Source organism: Roseateles chitinivorans (assembly GCF_050632145.1).
Classification (GTDB): domain Bacteria; phylum Pseudomonadota; class Gammaproteobacteria; order Burkholderiales; family Burkholderiaceae_C; genus Roseateles; species Roseateles chitinivorans_B.
In genome coordinates, this window is the sequence record NZ_CP192577.1 from 5,628,648 (window position 1) to 5,645,925 (window position 17,278).

Here is a 17,278-nt window from a genome sequence, read left to right on the forward strand (position 1 = left end):
CTGATTCAGCCGAGCGACAGGTCACGGCCACGTCAGCTTTCGACGCTACGCTCCGGGGTCATGACTTGCCTCTGGACCCCCTCGCGACGTGGCCTGCTGCAGGCCGCCCTGGCCGCCGGCTGCGCACCGGCCCTGCTCCGCCACGCCGAAGCCGCGGCCCCCTCCGGCGCGCCGCTGTTCGCGCTCGGCGTCGCGTCCGGCAGCCCCCGCGCGGAGCGCGTCGTGCTGTGGACGCGCTTGATCGGCGACACGCTGCCGGCGGAGGTGCCGGTGCAGTGGGAGCTGGCGGAGGACGAGGCGTTCAAGAGAATCGTCGCGCGCGGCACCGAGCGGGCCGAGCCCGGCACCGCCCACAGCGTGCACGCCGAACCGGCAGGCCTGCGTCCCGACCGCTGGTACTGGTATCGCTTCCGCGCGCGGGGCCAGCAGAGCCCGGTGGGTCGCACGCGGACCGCGCCGGCGACGGGCGCGGTGGCCGGCCCGCTGCGCTTCGCCATCGCGTCCTGCCAGCGTTACGACCACGGCGACTACGCCGCCTGGGGCGACATGGCCAGGCAGGACCTCGACCTGGTGCTGTTCCTCGGCGACTACATCTACGAATCCGCCACCGCGTCCGGCAGCCAGGCGCCGCGCCAGCACCGCGGCGGCGAGTGCCGGACCCTGGACGACTACCGCCAGCGCTACGCCCAGTACAAGGCCGATCCACAGCTCCAGGCGATGCACGCCAACGCGCCGTGGATCCTCACCTGGGACGACCACGAGACCCAGAACGACTGGGCGGGCGACGTCTCGCAAGACCTGGCCCCCGATTTCCACCAGCGCCGCATCGCCGCCGCGCAGGCCTACTGGGAGCACCAGCCCTTCCCGAAACAGATGCGCCCGCGCGGTGCCGACATGACGCTGAACCAGCGTTACGACTGGGGCGGCCTGGCGCGGCTCGTCACGATCGACGACCGCTCGTGGCGCGATCCCCAGGTCTGCCCGAAACCGGGGCGCGGTGGCTCCAACACGGTGGACCTGAAGGCCTGCCCGTCGCTGCGCAATCCGCAGCGCACGATGCTGGGAGCGCCGCAGGAGCAGTGGCTGCGCGACAGCTGGGACGCCACGCGCCCCTGGAACCTGCTGGCCCAGCAGACGCTGATGACACGCTTCAATTCGCAGGATCCGGACCAGGGTCCGGGCCGCTACTGGACCGACGGCTGGGACGGGTATCCCTTCGCGCGCGAGCGGCTGCTGCGCGACCTGGAGGCGCGGCGCGTGCCGAATGCGGTGGTGCTCGGCGGCGATGTGCACGCGAATTACGTGGCCGACCTCAAGCTCGACTGGGACGACGACCAGGCGCCGGTACTGGCCAGCGAGTTCTGCGGCACGTCCATCTCCAGCAACGGCATGGCGCAGTCCCACCTGGACAAGGCCCTGCCGCTCAATCCGCACATCCGCTACGGCCGCAGCGATCAGCGCGGCTACATGCGCTTCGAGCTGCGCGCCGAGCGGCTGGAGGCCGAGCTGCGCAGCGTGCAGACGCCGTGGGATGCGAAGAGCCCGGTGTTCACCGCGGCGCGCTTCGCGGTGGAAGCGGGACGGCCGGGCGCACAGGCGGCCTGACGCCCGCTGCTCAGGACAGCCCCATCTCCTGGATCGCCCGCACCAGCGCCGGAAACTCCACCGGCTTGCGGAAGTGGGCCCGGAAGCCGGCCTCCAACGCCTGGCGCCGGTCGGTCTCGCGGGCGAAGGCGGTCAGCGCGATCGCGGGCACCTCGCCGCCCTGCCCCGCCGGCAGCGCGCGGACGTGCGCCAGCAGTTCGAAGCCGGTCATCTCCGGCATGCCGAGGTCGGAGATCAGCAGGTTCACGTCCGAGTTCGGCAGCAGCGCGAGCGCCTCCGCGCCGCTCCCCGCCGCCAGCACCTGCGCACCCTGCAGACCCAGCGCGCGCACCACCATCTCGCGCACGGACTCGTCGTCGTCGACGACCAGGATGCGCGCGCCCTTCAGCGAGACGCGCTCGACCGCACCCGCGGGGGTCCCGGCACCAGGCCCCGCAGTCATCCCGCCCCCGCTCCGGCGTCCGGCATGGCGCCGTCGAACGCGCGCACGCCGATCACCGGCAGCGTCACCGTGAAGCGCGCGCCGCGTCCCTCGCCGTCGCTCTCGGCACTCACGGTGCCGCGATGCAACTCGACGAGGTTGCGCACGATCGACAGGCCCAGCCCCAGGCCGCCGTGCCGCCGCGTCATCGACCCGTCGGCCTGGCGGAAGCGCTCGAACACGAACGGCAGGAAGGCCGTCGGGATGCCGATCCCGGTGTCCTCGACGACGAGTTCCGTGGCGGCAGGTCCGCCGCGCAGCAGCACCCGCACCTCGCCGCCGCGCGGGGTGAACTTGATCGCGTTGGCGATGAGGTTGGCCGCGACCTGCTGCAGCCGCGCGGCGTCGCCCATCACCGTCGCGCCGGGATCGGCGTCCACCTCGACACCCAGGCGCACGCCGGCGCGTTCGGCCGCCGGGGCCAGCAGGTCCACCGCGGCCAGCGTGAAGCCGGCCGCCGAGACCGGCGCGATCTCCAGGCTCAGCTTGCCGGTCGTGATGCGGCTCATGTCGAGCAGGTCCTCGATCAGCTGCGCCTGCGCCTTGGCGCTGCGCTCGATCACGTCGATGCCCTTCTTCAGGTCGGGCGGCTCGTCGCCGAACTTGCGCCGCAGGATGTGGACCCAGCCCGTGATCGCGCTCAGCGGCGTGCGCAGCTCGTGCGACAGCGTCGCCAGGAACTCGTCCTTGACCAGGCCGGCCTGCTCGGCCGCCAGCCGCGCGGTGCGCTCGCTCTCCAGCAGCCGCGTGCGCTCGACCATCGCCTCGCGCGAGGCCGCATAGAGCCGGGCGTTGTCGATCGCGATCGCGGCCTGGCTGGCGACGCCCTCGGCGAGCCGCTCGCTGCGCTCGGTGAAGACGGCGACGTCCTCATGGCCGAAGAACAGCCCGCCCAGCACCTCGCCCGACCGGCTGATCACCGGCACCGCGAGATAGCTGCGCACCGGCAGGTGTCCGGGCGGCTTGCCGTGATGCGGTCCCCATTGCCCGTAGCGCGGATCGGCCATCACGTCGTCCAGCCGGATCGTGGGCTCGCCGCGGAAGGTCGGACCGAACAGCGCGGTCGGCCGCGGATGGCCGAGCTGGTCGAAGTGCCGGCGGTCCGCGCCGGACAGCGAATACAGCAGGTAGGCCTCGCCCTGGTCGTCGACGCCGTTGTAGAAGAACGCGCCGAAGCGCGCGCCGGTGAGTTCGGTCGCCGCGTCGGTCACGCGCTGCACCAGCGTGCCGATGTCGAGCTCCGCCGCGAGCGCCGCGCCGGTGCGGTTCAAGGTCTCCAGCGTGCGGGCCTCCTCGCGCAGCGCCGCCTCGGCGCGGGTGCGCTCCAGCGCCTCCCAGCAGCGCGCGACGACGACCTTCACCAGCGCGATCTCCTCGTCGGTCCAGTGGCGCGGCTCGCGCTGGTGCACCGCCATCGCGGCCACGAAGCGGCCGTCCTTGTGCAGCGGCACGCAGATCACCGACTGGATGCTGGTGCGCGCATAAGCCGTGCGGTCGGCGCCGGCGGTGACCGGATCGCGGTCGACGTCGTGGTTCACGAAGGCCTGCTCGGCGCGCATCAGGCGCAGCACCTCCTGGCCGAAGTCGCCGAAGCGGTAGGTGCCGACGATGCTGGCGACGCCGTCGTTGTAGTCGCCGATGACGTCGAAGGTGTCCTCGTCGGCGCGCACCGTCGCGTAGGCGCAGCGGTTGGCGCCGAGGTGGCGCCCCAGCCGCTCCGCGGTCACCCGCATCACGTCGGCCGGATCGGTCAGCCCGCGCGTGGCCTGCGCGAGTCCGTCCAGGAAGGCCAGCCGGCGCGACAGCAGCACCTTCTCGGTGGTCTCCGCGAAGGTCACCAGCACCCCGGCCGCGCGGCCCCGGTCGTCGCGCACCGCGCTGTAGGAGAAGTTGAAGTAGACGTCCTCGGGGTAGCCGAAGCGGTCGATCGTGAGCTTGAAATCGTCGAAGCCCAGCGGCTCGCCGTCCAGGACCTGGCGCCACATCGGGCCGATCGTCGGCCAGATCTCGGCCCAGGTGTCGGGCGCCCGGCCGCCGAGCGCGGCCCCGGCCTTGGCGCCCAGGATGGGCCGGTAGGCGTCGTTGAAGATCTGGACGAGGTCGTCGCCCCAGGCCAGGTACATCGGCAGCTGGCACTCCAGCATCGTCGAGACCACGGCCCGCAGCGAGGCGGGCCAGCGCTCGATGGCGCCCAGCGACGTGGTCTCCCACGCGAACGCCCGCACGCGGGCGGCCATGTCGCCGCGAATGGGGGCCATCGCGAGGATGGCGGATGAGTCGTCCATGGAGCTCCAACGGTCAACCGCCGACGCGGGCGCGCAGACGCCCGGACCGGTTGCAACGCGGGAGTGTAGGCCGCGGCGTCCGGCCGCGACGCCGGGACGATCCCGCGGATGGAGGCGGCAGCGGAAGGGCGTGGCGGCCCGACCGGACGACCGGACGACCGGACCGGATCGTCGGGATCAGTCCCGCACGTTCGGCGTCCTGAACGTGCCGCCCGCTCGCGCGGCCTGCGCCTTGGGCTCGTCGAACTCCCAGTGCCAGGGCTCCTTGCTCACCGTGCGGACGAAGCCGAACGAGGTCGCATGGCGCTTGAGCCACTCGTAGGTCGGGTTGCCGTCGCCGCCGGCGACGGACAGGTCGAAGGCGATGCCGTTCTGATGCTTCGAGAAGCCGGGCTTGGCCGCCGTGTTGAAACCCGGCAGGCCGCGCACGAAACCGTCGTGCAGCAGCTTCTGCTCCGGATAGGACCGGAAGCCGCTGTTGAGCGTGATCCTGACGCCGTCGTCCTTCGCGGCCGCCACCAGCGCGGCGAAGGGGGCGATGGTCTTCATCGCCAGGCGCTCGATCTCGAGGGTCGAGTCCACGATCGCGACGAGGTCGAGCTGCTCGAGGAACTGCCCGTCGGCCCAGGCGGCGTTCGGCCCGAAGCGGGTGGCGCCCGGCTCGGGCGGCACCCGGCCGATCGTCTCGTTCATGAAGGCGCCCGCGAGGTTGCGCGTGGACGTCCAGCCGATCGTCGCGCCGCCACCGGCCGCCGCGGCGCGACCGAAGACGATGCGCTTCCTGCTGCCGGCCTCCTCGAGCCGGACCTCGACGATGGACACCGACGTGCCTCTCGCGATCGTCCGGAAGCCGCCGCCCGGCGCGGGGACGAAGGCCATCAGGTCGTCATCGCGCCGGAGGCGGGCATCGGGGTCGTCGACGACGAAGGTCCGGTCGCGGAAGCTTTCTTCGAGGCTCACGGCGGGCTCCAGCAGTGGAACCGTCAGCGTAAGCCCGGCCCTCGGCCCGGCGCGTCATCAAAAGGGATGATGCCGCGCCGGCACCATCGCCCTTCAGACGTTCAGGCGTTCAGCGCCGCCACCGGCCGTGCGATGAGGCCGCCGGACAGCGTGAGCGCCACGGCGATCACCAGCGCCAGTTCGTCGCCGCCGAAGAAATCCTGGTCGAAGGCTTCGGAGTCCAGGATGCCGACGACCCGCCGGTCGGCGTCGAACAGCGGCAGGCAGGCCTCGGCCTTCACCTTCGGATCGCAGGTGTAGTAGCCGCCGCCCTCGGCCACGAAGGTGGCCACGTCGTTGATCAGGCGCGCGCGGCCGCTCAGGCCCACGGCGCTGTTGTTGCTGCCCTGCGCGAAGGCCTCGGTCAGCGGGAACTCGGCCCGGCTCTCGGCGCCGAAGTAGGCCAGCTTCACCAGCACCGACTCGTCGGCGGACTTGCGCCGCGCCTGGTAGACGCCGAACCAGTGGCTGCGGCTGTGCTCGCGGTAATAGCGGGTGACGACCGTGGCCTCGGCCAGCAGGCGCTGGTTGTCGGCGCCCTGCCCGCCCAGGATGCCGGCGAGCTCATACGGCAGCTCGGCGAGCTGTCCGAACAGGGAGCACGCGCCGCCTTCGCCGAGTTCGGGCACGCGGAAGCGCCAGGCCACGGGCGTGGCCTCGAGCGTCTCCGACGTCAGCAGCGCCTGCAGCGCCGTCTGGTGCCGGCGCACGGACTCCGCGAACGGGGGAAGCCGCGGCCTCGGCGAGGTCGCCGCGCAGGCCGGTCCAGTCCAGGTACAGGTCGAGATTCATGGGCAGGGAAGGAAGTCAGGCGGTCGCCTGGAGATCGAGTTCCCAAGTTTCGCCGACAAGGTCCAACCCGAACCCTTGGAAGGGCTCTGTCCCGACGTGCCGGTACCCCGCCTTGCGATAGATGTGCTTGGCGGCGTCGAGTTGGCTGTTGGTCCACAGCCGCACGCGCTGGTAGCCGGCGTCCCGCGCGAAGCGGTGGCATTCGGCAACGAGCCGGTCGCCCAGGCCGAGCCCGCGCGCGGCCGGCTCCACGAGCAGCAGCCGCAGCTGCGCGACGCCGTCGATCGGCGCGTCCGTCGCCTCGTCGCGCGCCTGCACCAGCGCCACGCTGCCGATGTTCACGCCGTCGCGCTCGGCGATCCAGCACGCCTCGCGGCGGGCGTCGAAGCGCTCGATGAAGTCGGCGGCGATGCGCGCGACGAGCGCCTCGAAGCGCTGGTCGAACTGGTAGTCGCGCGCATACAGCGCGCCGTGCCGCGACACGATCCAGCCCATGTCGCCGGGCCGGTGCGGCCGCAGGATGAAGCCCTGCTTCGCCGGCTTGTCGTCGGGCGCTTCCAGCAGCCCCTGGACGCGGCGGAAGGCCTGCAACAGCTCGGTCTGCTGCGCCTCGCCGAGCTGGTCGAGCAGCTCGCCGACCTGCTCCTGGGAGCGTCGCTCCAGCGGCTTGAACGCCTTGCGCCCGGCCGGACTCAGCTGCAGCAGCGACTGGCGCGCGTCGACCGCGCTGCGCGTCGCGCGCACGAGGTCGCGCTCCTTCAGGTCGCGCAGCAGGCGGCTCAGGTACCCGCCATCCAGGTCGAGCAGACGACCCAGGTCGGTGGCGGTGAGGCCCTCCCCGTTCTCGAGATGCGCCAGCTCGAACAGGATGCGCCCCTCGGTCAGGTTGAACGGGGAGTCGAGCAGGCCTTCGTTGAGCACGCCGATGCGGCGCGTGTAGAAGCGGTTGAAGCGGCGGACGGCTTCGATGCGGTCAGGATCGGGCATGGCGGGATCGTCCGCCAATTGATTGCTTTTGGCAAGCATTTACTTGCCATGGCGCTTTCGAGCCCCGATCGATCGCGATGCGGCCAGGGCGCCATGGCGCGGCCGCCACAGTCAATGCTTGGTCGTGCGATTGCCGTATGTCGGCCGCGCGGGCCGTATCGCCGGCGCGTGGCCGCCCGCCGCGTAATTGCCCGGTCTTGCCGCCAGCAATACCGCCAGAAGATCCGTCACATTCAGCGGCTTGTAGAGCAGCCGGTTGAAGCCCGCCGCCCCGGCCGTCTCGTCCGTGATCTCCGGACCGCCGCCGGTCAGGCAGACGTACATGGTGTGGCGGCCGGCCTCGGCGTCGATGAGCTTGGCCTCGGACACGACCTCCAGGCCGTTCATGTCCGGCATGTCGAAGTCGACGAAGACCAGCTCCGGCTTGAACAGCTTCAACAGACGCAGGCCCACCCGGCCGCTGTAGGCGACCGAGGTCGCGCAGCCGTAGCAGCGGAACAGCTCGCTGAGGCTGCGCGCGCCCTCCGGATCGTCGTCGATCACGAGGACCCTCAGCGCGTGCGGCGATGGCGACGACGCGTGGGGGGCTCGTGAGGCGATGTATCGGACATCGAAGTCTTCTCCCTGAATGCAACACGACGCAACAGCGGTCCGCCCGCGACCCATCGCGGGCGACCTCCGCCGTCCGTCCACCTCCCGTCTCGGCAAGCTGCGTGCCCGGCCCCGCCCTCCTAAACCCAGGTCCCGTCAGCGTTGTCGCACGGCTAAAGTCCCTCGGTTGAGCCGCGATCAGACGGCCGTCGGGAGTCCTCTATGAGCGTCTTGGAAGAAGCGGTGGCCGTGGTCCCGGCCGAGCACCTGAATGCGATGCTGCTGGCGCTCCATGCGCTGCGCCGCGGGGACCCGGACGTGCGGCTGCCCTTCCACTGGACCGGCGTCGCCGGCAAGCTCGCCGACGCGTTCAACGAGGTGGTCGAGCAGAACGCCTCGATGGCCGCGGAACTCTCCCGGCTGCGCCAGGTCGTCGGCCGCGAAGGCCGGCTCAAGCAGCGCGCCACCCTGCCCGAACTGCGCGGTTTCTGGGGCCAGCAGATCGACTGCATCAACGCGCTCATCGACGACCTCGTCCACCCGACCAGCGAGGCCGCGCGCGTGATCGGCGCGGTCGCCGAGGGCGACCTCACCAAGTCCATGGCGCTGGAGGTGGACAGCCGGCCGCTGCAGGGCGAGTTCCTCCACACCGCCAAGACCATCAACCGGATGGTGGAGCAGCTCGGCGACTTCTCCGCCGAAGTGACCCGCGTCGCGCGCGAGGTCGGCACCGAAGGCAAGCTCGGCGGCCAGGCCGAGGTCAAGGGCGTCGCCGGCACGTGGAAGGACCTGACCGACTCCGTCAACTCGATGGCCGGCAACCTGACCGACCAGGTCCGCAACATCGCCGACGTGACCACCGCCGTCGCGCAGGGCGACCTGTCCAAGAAGATCGAGGTCGACGTCAAGGGCGAGTTCCTGACGCTGAAGAACACCATCAACACGATGGTCGACCAGCTGCGATCGTTCGCCTCCGAAGTGACCCGCGTCGCGCGCGAGGTCGGCACCGAAGGCTCGCTCGGCGGACAGGCCCGCGTGGAAGGCGTCTCGGGGACCTGGAAGGACCTGACCGACTCGGTCAACTCGATGGCCGGCAACCTGACCTCGCAGGTGCGCAACATCGCCGACGTGACCAAGGCCGTGGCCGCGGGCGACCTCTCCAAGAAGATCACCGTCGACGTGAAGGGCGAGATCCTGGAGCTCAAGAACACCGTCAACACGATGGTGGACCAGTTGCGCTCCTTCGCTGCGGAGGTGACCCGCGTGGCGCGCGAGGTCGGCACCGAGGGCAAGCTCGGCGGCCAGGCCGACGTGCAGGGCGTGGCCGGGACGTGGAAGGACCTGACCGAGTCGGTGAACTTCATGGCCGGCAACCTGACCTCGCAGGTGCGCAACATCGCCGAGGTGACCACGGCGGTGGCCGCGGGCGACCTGTCCAAGAAGATCACCGTCGACGTGAAGGGCGAGATCCTGGAGCTCAAGAACACCGTCAACACGATGGTGGACCAGTTGCGCTCCTTCGCCGCGGAAGTGACCCGCGTGGCGCGCGAGGTCGGCACCGAAGGCAAGCTCGGCGGCCAGGCCGACGTGCAGGGCGTGGCCGGGACGTGGAAGGACCTGACCGACTCGGTCAACTCGATGGCGTCCAACCTGACCTCGCAGGTGCGCAACATCGCCGACGTGACCAAGGCCGTGGCCGCGGGCGACCTGTCCAAGAAGATCACCGTCGACGTGCTCGGCGAGATCCTGGAGCTCAAGACCACCATCAACACGATGGTGGACCAGCTCTCCTCCTTCGCCGCGGAAGTGACCCGCGTCGCGCGCGAGGTCGGCACCGAAGGCCGCCTGGGCGGCCAAGCCACGGTGCGCGGCGTGTCGGGGACCTGGAAGGACCTGACCGACAACGTGAACTTCATGGCCGGCAACCTGACCGGCCAGGTGCGCGGCATCGCCAAGGTGGTGACCGCGGTGGCCAACGGCGACCTCGCGCAGAAGCTGACCGTGGAGGCCAAGGGCGAGATCGCCGCGCTGGCCGACACCATCAACTCGATGACGGACACGCTGGCGATCTTCGCCGACCAGGTGACCACCGTCGCGCGCGAGGTGGGCGTGGAAGGCAAGCTCGGCGGCCAGGCCAAGGTGCCCGGCGCGTCCGGCACCTGGAAGGGCCTGACGGAGAACGTCAACGAGCTCGCCGCCAACCTGACCACCCAGGTGCGCGCGATCGCGGAGGTCGCCACCGCCGTGACGCAGGGCGACCTGACGCGCTCGATCACCGTCGAGACGCAGGGCGAGGTCGCGTCCCTCAAGGACACGATCAACGAGATGATCCGCAACCTGAAGGACACGACGCAGAAGAACACCGAGCAGGACTGGCTCAAGACCAACCTCGCCAAGTTCACCCGGATGCTGCAGGGCCAGAAGGACCTGGTGACCGTCGGACAGCTGATCCTGAGCGAGCTCGCGCCCGTCGTCGGCGTGCAGCAGGCCGAGTTCTTCGTGCTCAACATGCGCGGCGAGATGCCCCGCCTGAAGCTGATCGCCAGCTACGCCTCCGGCGGCCTGGCCACGCACGGCAAGGAGCTGGCGCTCGGCCAGGGGCTGGTCGGCCAGTGCGCGCTGGACCAGGAGAAGATCCTGCTGACCAACGTGCCGGGCACGGCCTTCCGCATCGCGTCCGGCCTGAGCGAGACCGCGGCGATGGAAGTGCTGGTGCTGCCCGTCGTCTTCGAGGGCCGCGTGCGCGGCGTGCTGGAGCTGGCCTCGCTGGAGCGCTTCAGCTCCACCCACCAGGCCTTCCTCGACCAGCTGACCGAATCCATCGGCATCGTGATCAACACGATCGAGGCCAGCACGCGGACGGAAGACCTGCTGATCCAGTCGCAGTCGCTCGCGGAAGAGCTGCAGCGCCGGCAGCAGGAACTGCAGCAGACCAACGGCGAGCTGCAGGAGAAGGCGCAGCTGCTGGCCCACCAGAACCAGGAAGTCGAGCGCAAGAACACCGAGGTCGAGCAGGCCCGCCAGGCGCTGGAGGAAAAGGCCGAACAGCTGGCGCTGACCTCGAAGTACAAGTCCGAGTTCCTGGCCAACATGTCGCACGAGCTGCGCACGCCGCTGAACTCGCTGCTGATCCTGTCCGACCAGCTCTGCAAGAACAGCGAGGGCAACCTGACGCTCAAGCAGGTCGAGTTCTCCAAGACCATCCACGCGTCCGGCAACGACCTGCTGATGCTGATCAACGACATCCTGGACCTGTCCAAGATCGAGTCGGGCACGGTGGCCGTCGACGTCAGCGAGCTGCGGCTGGACGAGCTGCAGCGCTCGGTCGAGCGCAGCTTCCGCCACTTCGCGGACTCCAAGCACGTCGGCTTCGCCGTCGAGATGGACGCGCCGCTGCCCAAGTCGCTGGTCACCGACGTCAAGCGGCTGCAGCAGATCATCAAGAACCTGCTGTCCAACGCCTTCAAGTTCACGCACCAGGGCCAGGTCACCTTCACCGTCGCCGCGGCCGCCGAAGGCTGGTCCGCCGACAACGAGGCGCTCAACCACGCCAGCCAGGTGATCGCGTTCTCGGTCGCGGACACCGGCATCGGCATCTCCGCCGACAAGCAGCAGATCATCTTCGAGGCCTTCCAGCAGGCCGACGGCTCGACCTCGCGCAAGTACGGCGGCACCGGCCTGGGCCTGGCCATCAGCCGCGAGCTCGCGCGGCTGCTGGGCGGCGAGATCCGGCTCGTCAGCGCGCCGGGCCGCGGCTCGACCTTCACGCTCTACCTGCCGCAGCACTACGCGCCGGCGCGCAATGCGCGTCCGCGCAATGCACCGGGTACGCCCGGCACACCGGCCAGGTCCGGCACCTCCGGCGGCTCGAACGGCGCCGTGGCCACGGGCGAGGACCGCGACGACCTGCCCACCCACTCCCCGGCCGCGATCACCGCCGCCGAACTGGCCGAGGCCGCCGTGCAGCGCGCGGCCGCGCGGCGCGCGCCGTCCGGACGGACCGGCGACGGCCAGGGCAACGGCAACGGCAACGGCAACCGCGGAGCCGACGGCCCGCCCCACGGCAGAGCCGGTGGCGACGGCGATGCGGGCAGCGACAGCGGCATGACCCCGCTGGACGCGCACCGCGTCCAGATGGACACGCCGCCCGACAGCATCGTGTTCGCCAACGTCGCCAAGGATGACCGCGACGACATCGGCAGCGGCGACCGCGTGCTGCTGATCGTCGAGAACGACCTTGCCTTCGCCGGCGTGCTGCTCGAAGCGGCGCGCCAGGGCGGCATGAAGGGCCTGGTGGCGACCACGGGCGCGGGCGCGCTCGCGATGGCGCAGGAGTTCCGCCCCAGCCTGATCACGCTGGACATCTTCCTGCCCGACATGCAGGGCTGGCGCGTGCTGGACCGGCTCAAGTCCGACCCCGACATGCGTCACCTGCCGGTGTGCGTCGTCTCCACCGACGACGCCCGCGATCGCGCGCTGCAGGCCGGCGCGCTGGGCTTCCTGGCCAAGCCGCTGCAGTCGCGCGACGACGTCGAGGTCGCGCTGCGCGACCTGCAGCGCTACCTCGACCGGCCGCGACGACGCCTGGCGGTGGCCATGCCCGAGGGCGCGGAGCGGCAAGCGCTGCTGACGCCGCTGGCCGGCGACGTCGAGACGGTGTTCGTGCAGACCGCGGCACAGGCGCGCGAGGTCCTGCCCGGCGTCGACGCGCTGCTGGTCGATGCGGTCGCGAGCGCCTTCGGTCCGCAGGACGTGCTGGACGCGCTCGAGCAGCGTCCCGGCACGTTGCCGCTGCCGGTGGTCGCGCTGAACGCCGTTGGCGCCGCGGGCGCGGCAGGTACGGCGGGGAGTTCGGGGAACTCGGGCATGACGGGCATGCCCGACTCGTCCGAAGACCTCGCCGCGGCGCGCCGCTGGACGCGCCCGCACGGGCTGCCGGTGCGCACGGCCACAGGAACCGACGCGGCGATCGCGGCGATGGCCCTGGCCCTGCATCGCGCGCCCGCCGACATGGGCGACGGTGAGCGCCAGGCCTTGCACGATGCGCAGGAGGTCAGCTGTCCGCTGGTCGGCAAGAAGGCGCTGATCGTCGACGACGACATGCGCAACATCTTCGCGCTGGCGACCGTGCTGGACTCGCACGGGATGGTCATCGTCTCCGCCGACAACGGCCGCGAGGCGATCCGGATCGTGCAGGAGGACCCGTCCATCGACATCGTGCTGATGGACATCATGATGCCGGAGATGGACGGCCTGGAGACCATGCAGCAGATCCGCCGCCTGCCGCGCGGGCGCGAGCTGCCGATGGTCGCCGTCACCGCCAAGGCGATGAAGGGCGACCGCCAGAAGTGCATCGAGGCCGGCGCCTGGGACTACCTGTCCAAGCCCGTGGACCCCGCCAACATGCTGACCGTGCTGCGGGGCTGGCTATGCCGCTGAGCGCCCTCTTCGACGGCTACGCGACGCCCGACGCGGCGGAGCGCGCCAGCATCCTGATCGTCGACGACCTGCCGGAGAAGCTGCTCGTCTTCGAGACCATCCTGGCCGACCTCGACCAGCACCTGGTGATCGCGCGCTCCGGCAGCGAAGCGCTGCGCGAGGTGCTGCGCCAGCAGTTCGCGGTGATCCTGATGGACGTGAACATGCCCGGCATCGACGGGCTGGAGACGGCCCGGCTGATCCGCGGCTACCGACGCTCGGCGCACACGCCCATCATCTTCGTCACGGCCTACGCGGACGAGCTGCAGACGGCGCAGGGGTATTCGCTCGGCGCGGTCGACTACATCCTCTCGCCGGTGATCCCCGACGTGCTGCGCAGCAAGGTGCGGGTATTCGTCGACCTGTTCATCATGCAGCAGCGGCTGCGGCAGCAGGCGCTGGAGCGCATCGCGATCGCGCGCGCCGAGGCCGCGCAACGCGCCGCCGAGGAGAACACGCGCCGCTCGATCTTCCTGGCGCAGGCGGGCCGCGAACTGGCCGATTCGCTGGACGCGGACGTCGCGATGCGGCGCGTGCTGACCCTGCTGGTGCCGAACTTCGCCTCGCGCGCGCTGCTGTGGCTGCGCGACGCGGGCCACGGCCACGAGCGGGTGCTGCGCTGCGACGCACCGGTCGCCGCCGGCGATCCGCCGCTGTTCCTCGAGGGCCGCGAGCAGATGCTGTCCGAGGTGCTCTACAACGCCACGCGCAATGCGCTCGACCAGATGATGCCGCCGGCATCGGACACCGCCCTGCCCGCGCCGTCGAGCTTTGCGTCGTCGCCCCTTGCGCCTGCTGCCTTCACGCCCTCTGCACCCTCCGCTTTCTCGCCCTCCGCGTTCTCGCCCTCTGCCTTCGCGCCCTCGGGCCTGCCCGACGACGAGCCGCCGCCCCGCGCGCTGCTGCGCCGCGACACCGCCAGCGGCGTCGTGCTGCCGCTGGTGGCCGGCGAGCGCCTGCTCGGCGGCCTGCTGCTGGCCGAGCCGCACCAGCCGCCCGACTGGCCGACGCTGGAGGAGCTGACGGGCCGCGCCGCGATCGCGTTCGAGAACGCGCGGCTGTACGGCGCGCTGCAGGCCGAAATCGTCGAACGCCGTCAGGCCGAGGCCGATCTGCTCGAGGCGAGCCGTCGCAAGGACGAGTTCCTGGCGATGCTGTCGCACGAACTGCGCAATCCGCTGGCACCGATCCGCAGCGCGATCGAGGTGATGCGCGCGCTGTCCGCCGCGCCGTCCACCGCGTCCGCCGACGCGCCTTCGCGCGACGACGACGCACGGGACCGCGACCGGCGCCTGGGCGAGGCGGTCGCGGTGACGGACCGCCAGGCCCGGCACCTGACACGGCTGGTGGACGAGCTCCTCGACGTGGCGCGGATCAGCCAGGGCAAGATCGTGCTGAAGACCGAGACGCTCGACCTGTGCGACATCGTGCGCCACGGCCTGGAGCCGGTGCAGTCGCTGATCGACGCGCAGGGCCAGCAGCTCCGCCTGCAGCTGCCCGGCCATCCGGCGCACGTGCGCGGCGACGCTGCGCGGCTGATCCAGGTCGTCACCAACCTGCTGCACAACGCGAGCAAGTACACCGCCGCCGGCGGTCTCATCGAACTGACGCTGGCGCGCACGGACGTCGACCCCATGGGCCGCGATGTCCGTGGCGACCGGGGCGACCAGGTCGGCGGCACCTTCGTGCTCACCGTGCGCGACAACGGACGCGGCATCGCCGCGTCGCTGCTGCCGCATGTGTTCGACCTCTTCGAGCAGGGGCCGCGCGGCCTCGATCGCAACCAGGGGGGCCTGGGCGTCGGACTGACGCTGGTGCAACGCCTGGTGCAGCTCCATCACGGCCAGGTGGAAGCCCGCAGCGACGGCCCCGGCCAGGGGTCCGAGTTCGAGGTGCGCCTGCCCGCCGCCGACGACGAGGCCTCCGCGGCATCCCCCGGCACGCTCCCCGCGGAGCGCCCCGCGCCCGCCCGCGCCGAAGCGACGGCCGGCCGGGAGATGTCCGATGAACGCGGGGATCGCGGCGATGGCGGCGATGGCGGCGACCGCAGTGCCCCCACGCCCACGAGGGCCCGTGCCGGGTGATGGTCGTCGACGACAACCGCGACGCGGCGGACTCGATGGCGGTGTTCCTCGAGCTCGCCGGCTTCGACACCACGGTGCAGCTCGACGGTCCCAGCGCCCTGCAGGCCGCGACCGCGCAGGTGCCGCAGGTGGTGCTGCTGGACATCGGCCTGCCCGGCCTGGACGGCTACGAGGTCGCGCGCCGGTTCCGCGCGCTGCCCGGCGGCGCGGACTGCCTGCTGATCGCGCTCACCGGCTACGGCCAGCAGGACGATCGCCGGCGCGCGCACGAGGCCGGCTTCGACGTGCACCTGGTCAAGCCGGCCGATCCGGACGGCGTGGTCGACCTGATCCAGGATTGGCGGCAGCGCGACGCCGTCGCGACGCGGCCGGAGGCGGCGACGCGCTGAGCCGACCAAGCCGGGTCAGGCGGGCAAGCCGCGCACGCGTCGCGCCCCCGGACGAAAGACGGGGCCGAAAAAGGGGCTGCTCCCCAGCAGCCCCTTCCGGTTCACCGGCCCCGCCTCGACGGGGCCCGAGCCGCGGCGATCAGCCGTGCTTCGCGTCGAAGAACTGTTCGTCCTCCGTGGAACCCTTCAGCGCCGCGGTCGACGCCTGCGCTTCGATCGTGGTGGTGACCGCGTCGAAGTAACCCGTGCCCACTTCGCGCTGGTGCTTCACGGCGGTGAAGCCCTTCTCGGCGGCGGCGAATTCGGCTTCCTGCAGCTCGACGAACGCGCTCATGTTGTTGCGCGCATAGCCGTAGGCCAGGTTGAACATCGAGTAGTTCAGGCTGTGGAAGCCGGCCAGCGTGATGAACTGGAACTTGTAGCCCATCGCGCCCAGTTCGCGCTGGAACTTGGCGATCGTGGCGTCGTCCAGGTTCTTCTTCCAGTTGAAGCTCGGCGAGCAGTTGTAGGCCAGCAGCTTGCCGGGGAACTTCGCATGGATCGCCTCGGCGAAGGCCTTGGCGAAGGCCAGGTCCGGCTTGCCGGTCTCGCACCAGATCATGTCCGCGTACGGCGCGTAGGCCAGGCCGCGGCTGATCGCCTGGTCCAGGCCGTTGCGGGTGCGGAAGAAGCCTTCGACGGTGCGCTCGCCGGTGCAGAAGGGCTTGTCGTTGTCGTCGATGTCGCTGGTCACCAGGTCGCCGGCCTCGGCGTCGGTGCGGGCCAGCAGCACGGTGGGCACGCCCATCGTGTCGGCCGCCAGACGCGCCGCGACCAGCTTGGCCACCGCTTCACGCGAGGGCACCAGCACCTTGCCGCCCATGTGGCCGCACTTCTTCGCGGCGGCCAGCTGGTCCTCGAAGTGGACGCCGGACGCGCCCGCCTCGATCATGGCCTTCATCAGTTCGAAGGCGTTCAGCACGCCGCCGAAGCCGGCCTCCGCGTCCGCCACGATGGGGGCGAAGTAGTCGATGTCGCTCTTGCCTTCGCTCCACTGGATCTCGTCGGCGCGCTTGAAGGTCGCGTTGATCTTCTTGACCACCTTCGGCACCGAGTCCACCGAGTACAGCGACTGGTCGGGATACATCTCGCCGTTGCTGTTGGCGTCGCCGGCCACCTGCCAGCCCGACAGGTAGATGGCCTTCAGGCCGGCCTTGACCTGCTGCATCGCCTGGTTGCCGGTGAGCGCGCCCAGCGAGTTGATGAAGGGCTCGGTGTTCACCAGGTTCCACAGCTTCTCGGCGCCGCGCTTGGCCAGCGTGTGCTCGATGTGGATGGAACCGCGCAGGCGGACCACGTCGGCGGCCGTGTAGCCGCGCTGGATGCCCTTCCACCGGGGGTTTTCGGCCCAGTCTTTTTCGAGGGCGGCAATCTGTTGTTCGCGGGTCGAGGTCGTCATCGTGAGCTCCTGGTGGATCAAGTGAGAGTTGCAAAACCGATGACTCAAATCTAGTCGCGACGCCCGCCGGCGTGGCGGTCAATGTCTTATATAAGACTGAATTTTTAAACCTTTCAAATCAACGGCTTGCAAATCAAAAACCGGATCGT

At 70.7% G+C, this 17,278-nt stretch carries 11 protein-coding genes; 4 read left to right on the top strand and 7 right to left on the bottom strand.

Going from position 1 to position 17,278, the window contains the following annotated elements:
* Positions 1 to 60 precede the first annotated feature (60 nt).
* The gene (locus ACQ86G_RS25915) at positions 61 to 1,605 is read left to right on the top strand and encodes an alkaline phosphatase D family protein (RefSeq protein ID WP_431257970.1); all 1,545 of its coding nucleotides are present in this window, start codon (positions 61 to 63) and stop codon (positions 1,603 to 1,605) included.
* Between the two features lie 10 nt (positions 1,606 to 1,615).
* On the opposite strand, the gene ACQ86G_RS25920 is transcribed toward ACQ86G_RS25915, so the two are convergent.
* The 6 genes from ACQ86G_RS25920 to ACQ86G_RS25945 form a co-directional block, all read right to left on the bottom strand.
* Positions 1,616 to 2,047: a response regulator gene (locus ACQ86G_RS25920; protein WP_431257971.1), complete on the bottom strand. Its 432-nt coding sequence runs from the start codon at positions 2,045 to 2,047 to the stop codon at positions 1,616 to 1,618.
* Positions 2,044 to 4,371, bottom strand: coding sequence for a GAF domain-containing protein (locus ACQ86G_RS25925; RefSeq protein ID WP_431257972.1), 2,328 nt, complete (start codon positions 4,369 to 4,371; stop codon positions 2,044 to 2,046). The genes ACQ86G_RS25920 and ACQ86G_RS25925 overlap by 4 nt, the downstream gene beginning before the upstream one ends.
* A gap of 177 nt (positions 4,372 to 4,548) precedes the next feature.
* Positions 4,549 to 5,331, bottom strand: a complete 783-nt coding sequence (locus tag ACQ86G_RS25930; RefSeq protein WP_431257973.1) for a M15 family metallopeptidase — start codon at positions 5,329 to 5,331, stop codon at positions 4,549 to 4,551.
* Between the two features lie 101 nt (positions 5,332 to 5,432).
* On the bottom strand, positions 5,433 to 6,080 hold the full coding sequence (locus ACQ86G_RS25935; RefSeq protein ID WP_431257974.1) for a GAF domain-containing protein: 648 nt from the start codon (positions 6,078 to 6,080) through the stop codon (positions 5,433 to 5,435).
* 97 nt (positions 6,081 to 6,177) lie between these two features.
* Positions 6,178 to 7,149: a bifunctional helix-turn-helix transcriptional regulator/GNAT family N-acetyltransferase gene (locus tag ACQ86G_RS25940; RefSeq protein WP_431257975.1), complete on the bottom strand. Its 972-nt coding sequence runs from the start codon at positions 7,147 to 7,149 to the stop codon at positions 6,178 to 6,180.
* Positions 7,150 to 7,260: 111 nt separating this feature from the next.
* Complete coding sequence (locus ACQ86G_RS25945; RefSeq protein WP_431257976.1) at positions 7,261 to 7,692, bottom strand: response regulator; 432 nt, start codon at positions 7,690 to 7,692, stop codon at positions 7,261 to 7,263.
* 270 nt (positions 7,693 to 7,962) lie between these two features.
* Here ACQ86G_RS25945 and ACQ86G_RS25950 point away from each other — a divergent pair, with 270 nt between their 5' ends.
* Genes ACQ86G_RS25950 through ACQ86G_RS25960 form a run of 3 tightly spaced genes read left to right on the top strand, consistent with a single transcriptional unit; the run spans position 7,963 to position 15,691 of the window.
* Positions 7,963 to 13,179 (top strand): HAMP domain-containing protein, encoded by a 5,217-nt coding sequence (locus ACQ86G_RS25950; protein ID WP_431257977.1) that lies wholly within the window; start codon positions 7,963 to 7,965, stop codon positions 13,177 to 13,179.
* Complete coding sequence (locus tag ACQ86G_RS25955; RefSeq protein ID WP_431257978.1) at positions 13,170 to 15,302, top strand: ATP-binding protein; 2,133 nt, start codon at positions 13,170 to 13,172, stop codon at positions 15,300 to 15,302. The genes ACQ86G_RS25950 and ACQ86G_RS25955 overlap by 10 nt, the downstream gene beginning before the upstream one ends.
* Positions 15,302 to 15,691, top strand: coding sequence for a response regulator (locus ACQ86G_RS25960; RefSeq protein WP_431257979.1), 390 nt, complete (start codon positions 15,302 to 15,304; stop codon positions 15,689 to 15,691). Before ACQ86G_RS25955 ends, ACQ86G_RS25960 begins: the two co-directional genes overlap by 1 nt.
* 139 nt (positions 15,692 to 15,830) lie before the next feature.
* Here ACQ86G_RS25960 and aceA read toward each other — a convergent pair whose 3' ends face one another.
* The gene (aceA, locus tag ACQ86G_RS25965) at positions 15,831 to 17,129 is read right to left on the bottom strand and encodes an isocitrate lyase (RefSeq protein WP_431257980.1); all 1,299 of its coding nucleotides are present in this window, start codon (positions 17,127 to 17,129) and stop codon (positions 15,831 to 15,833) included.
* Positions 17,130 to 17,278: the final 149 nt, after the last annotated feature.

Bases quoted from the DNA above. Each gene is read 5' to 3' on its own strand.
- ACQ86G_RS25915 (WP_431257970.1), top strand. From the start codon at position 61: ATGACTTGCCTCTGGACCCCCTCGCGACGTGGCCTGCTGCAGGCCGCC.
- ACQ86G_RS25920 (WP_431257971.1), bottom strand. From the start codon at position 2,047: ATGACTGCGGGGCCTGGTGCCGGGACCCCCGCGGGTGCGGTCGAGCGC.
- ACQ86G_RS25925 (WP_431257972.1), bottom strand. From the start codon at position 4,371: ATGGACGACTCATCCGCCATCCTCGCGATGGCCCCCATTCGCGGCGAC.
- ACQ86G_RS25940 (WP_431257975.1), bottom strand. From the start codon at position 7,149: ATGCCCGATCCTGACCGCATCGAAGCCGTCCGCCGCTTCAACCGCTTC.
- ACQ86G_RS25950 (WP_431257977.1), top strand. From the start codon at position 7,963: ATGAGCGTCTTGGAAGAAGCGGTGGCCGTGGTCCCGGCCGAGCACCTG.
- ACQ86G_RS25955 (WP_431257978.1), top strand. From the start codon at position 13,170: ATGCCGCTGAGCGCCCTCTTCGACGGCTACGCGACGCCCGACGCGGCG.
- ACQ86G_RS25960 (WP_431257979.1), top strand. From the start codon at position 15,302: ATGGTCGTCGACGACAACCGCGACGCGGCGGACTCGATGGCGGTGTTC.
- aceA (WP_431257980.1), bottom strand. From the start codon at position 17,129: ATGACGACCTCGACCCGCGAACAACAGATTGCCGCCCTCGAAAAAGAC.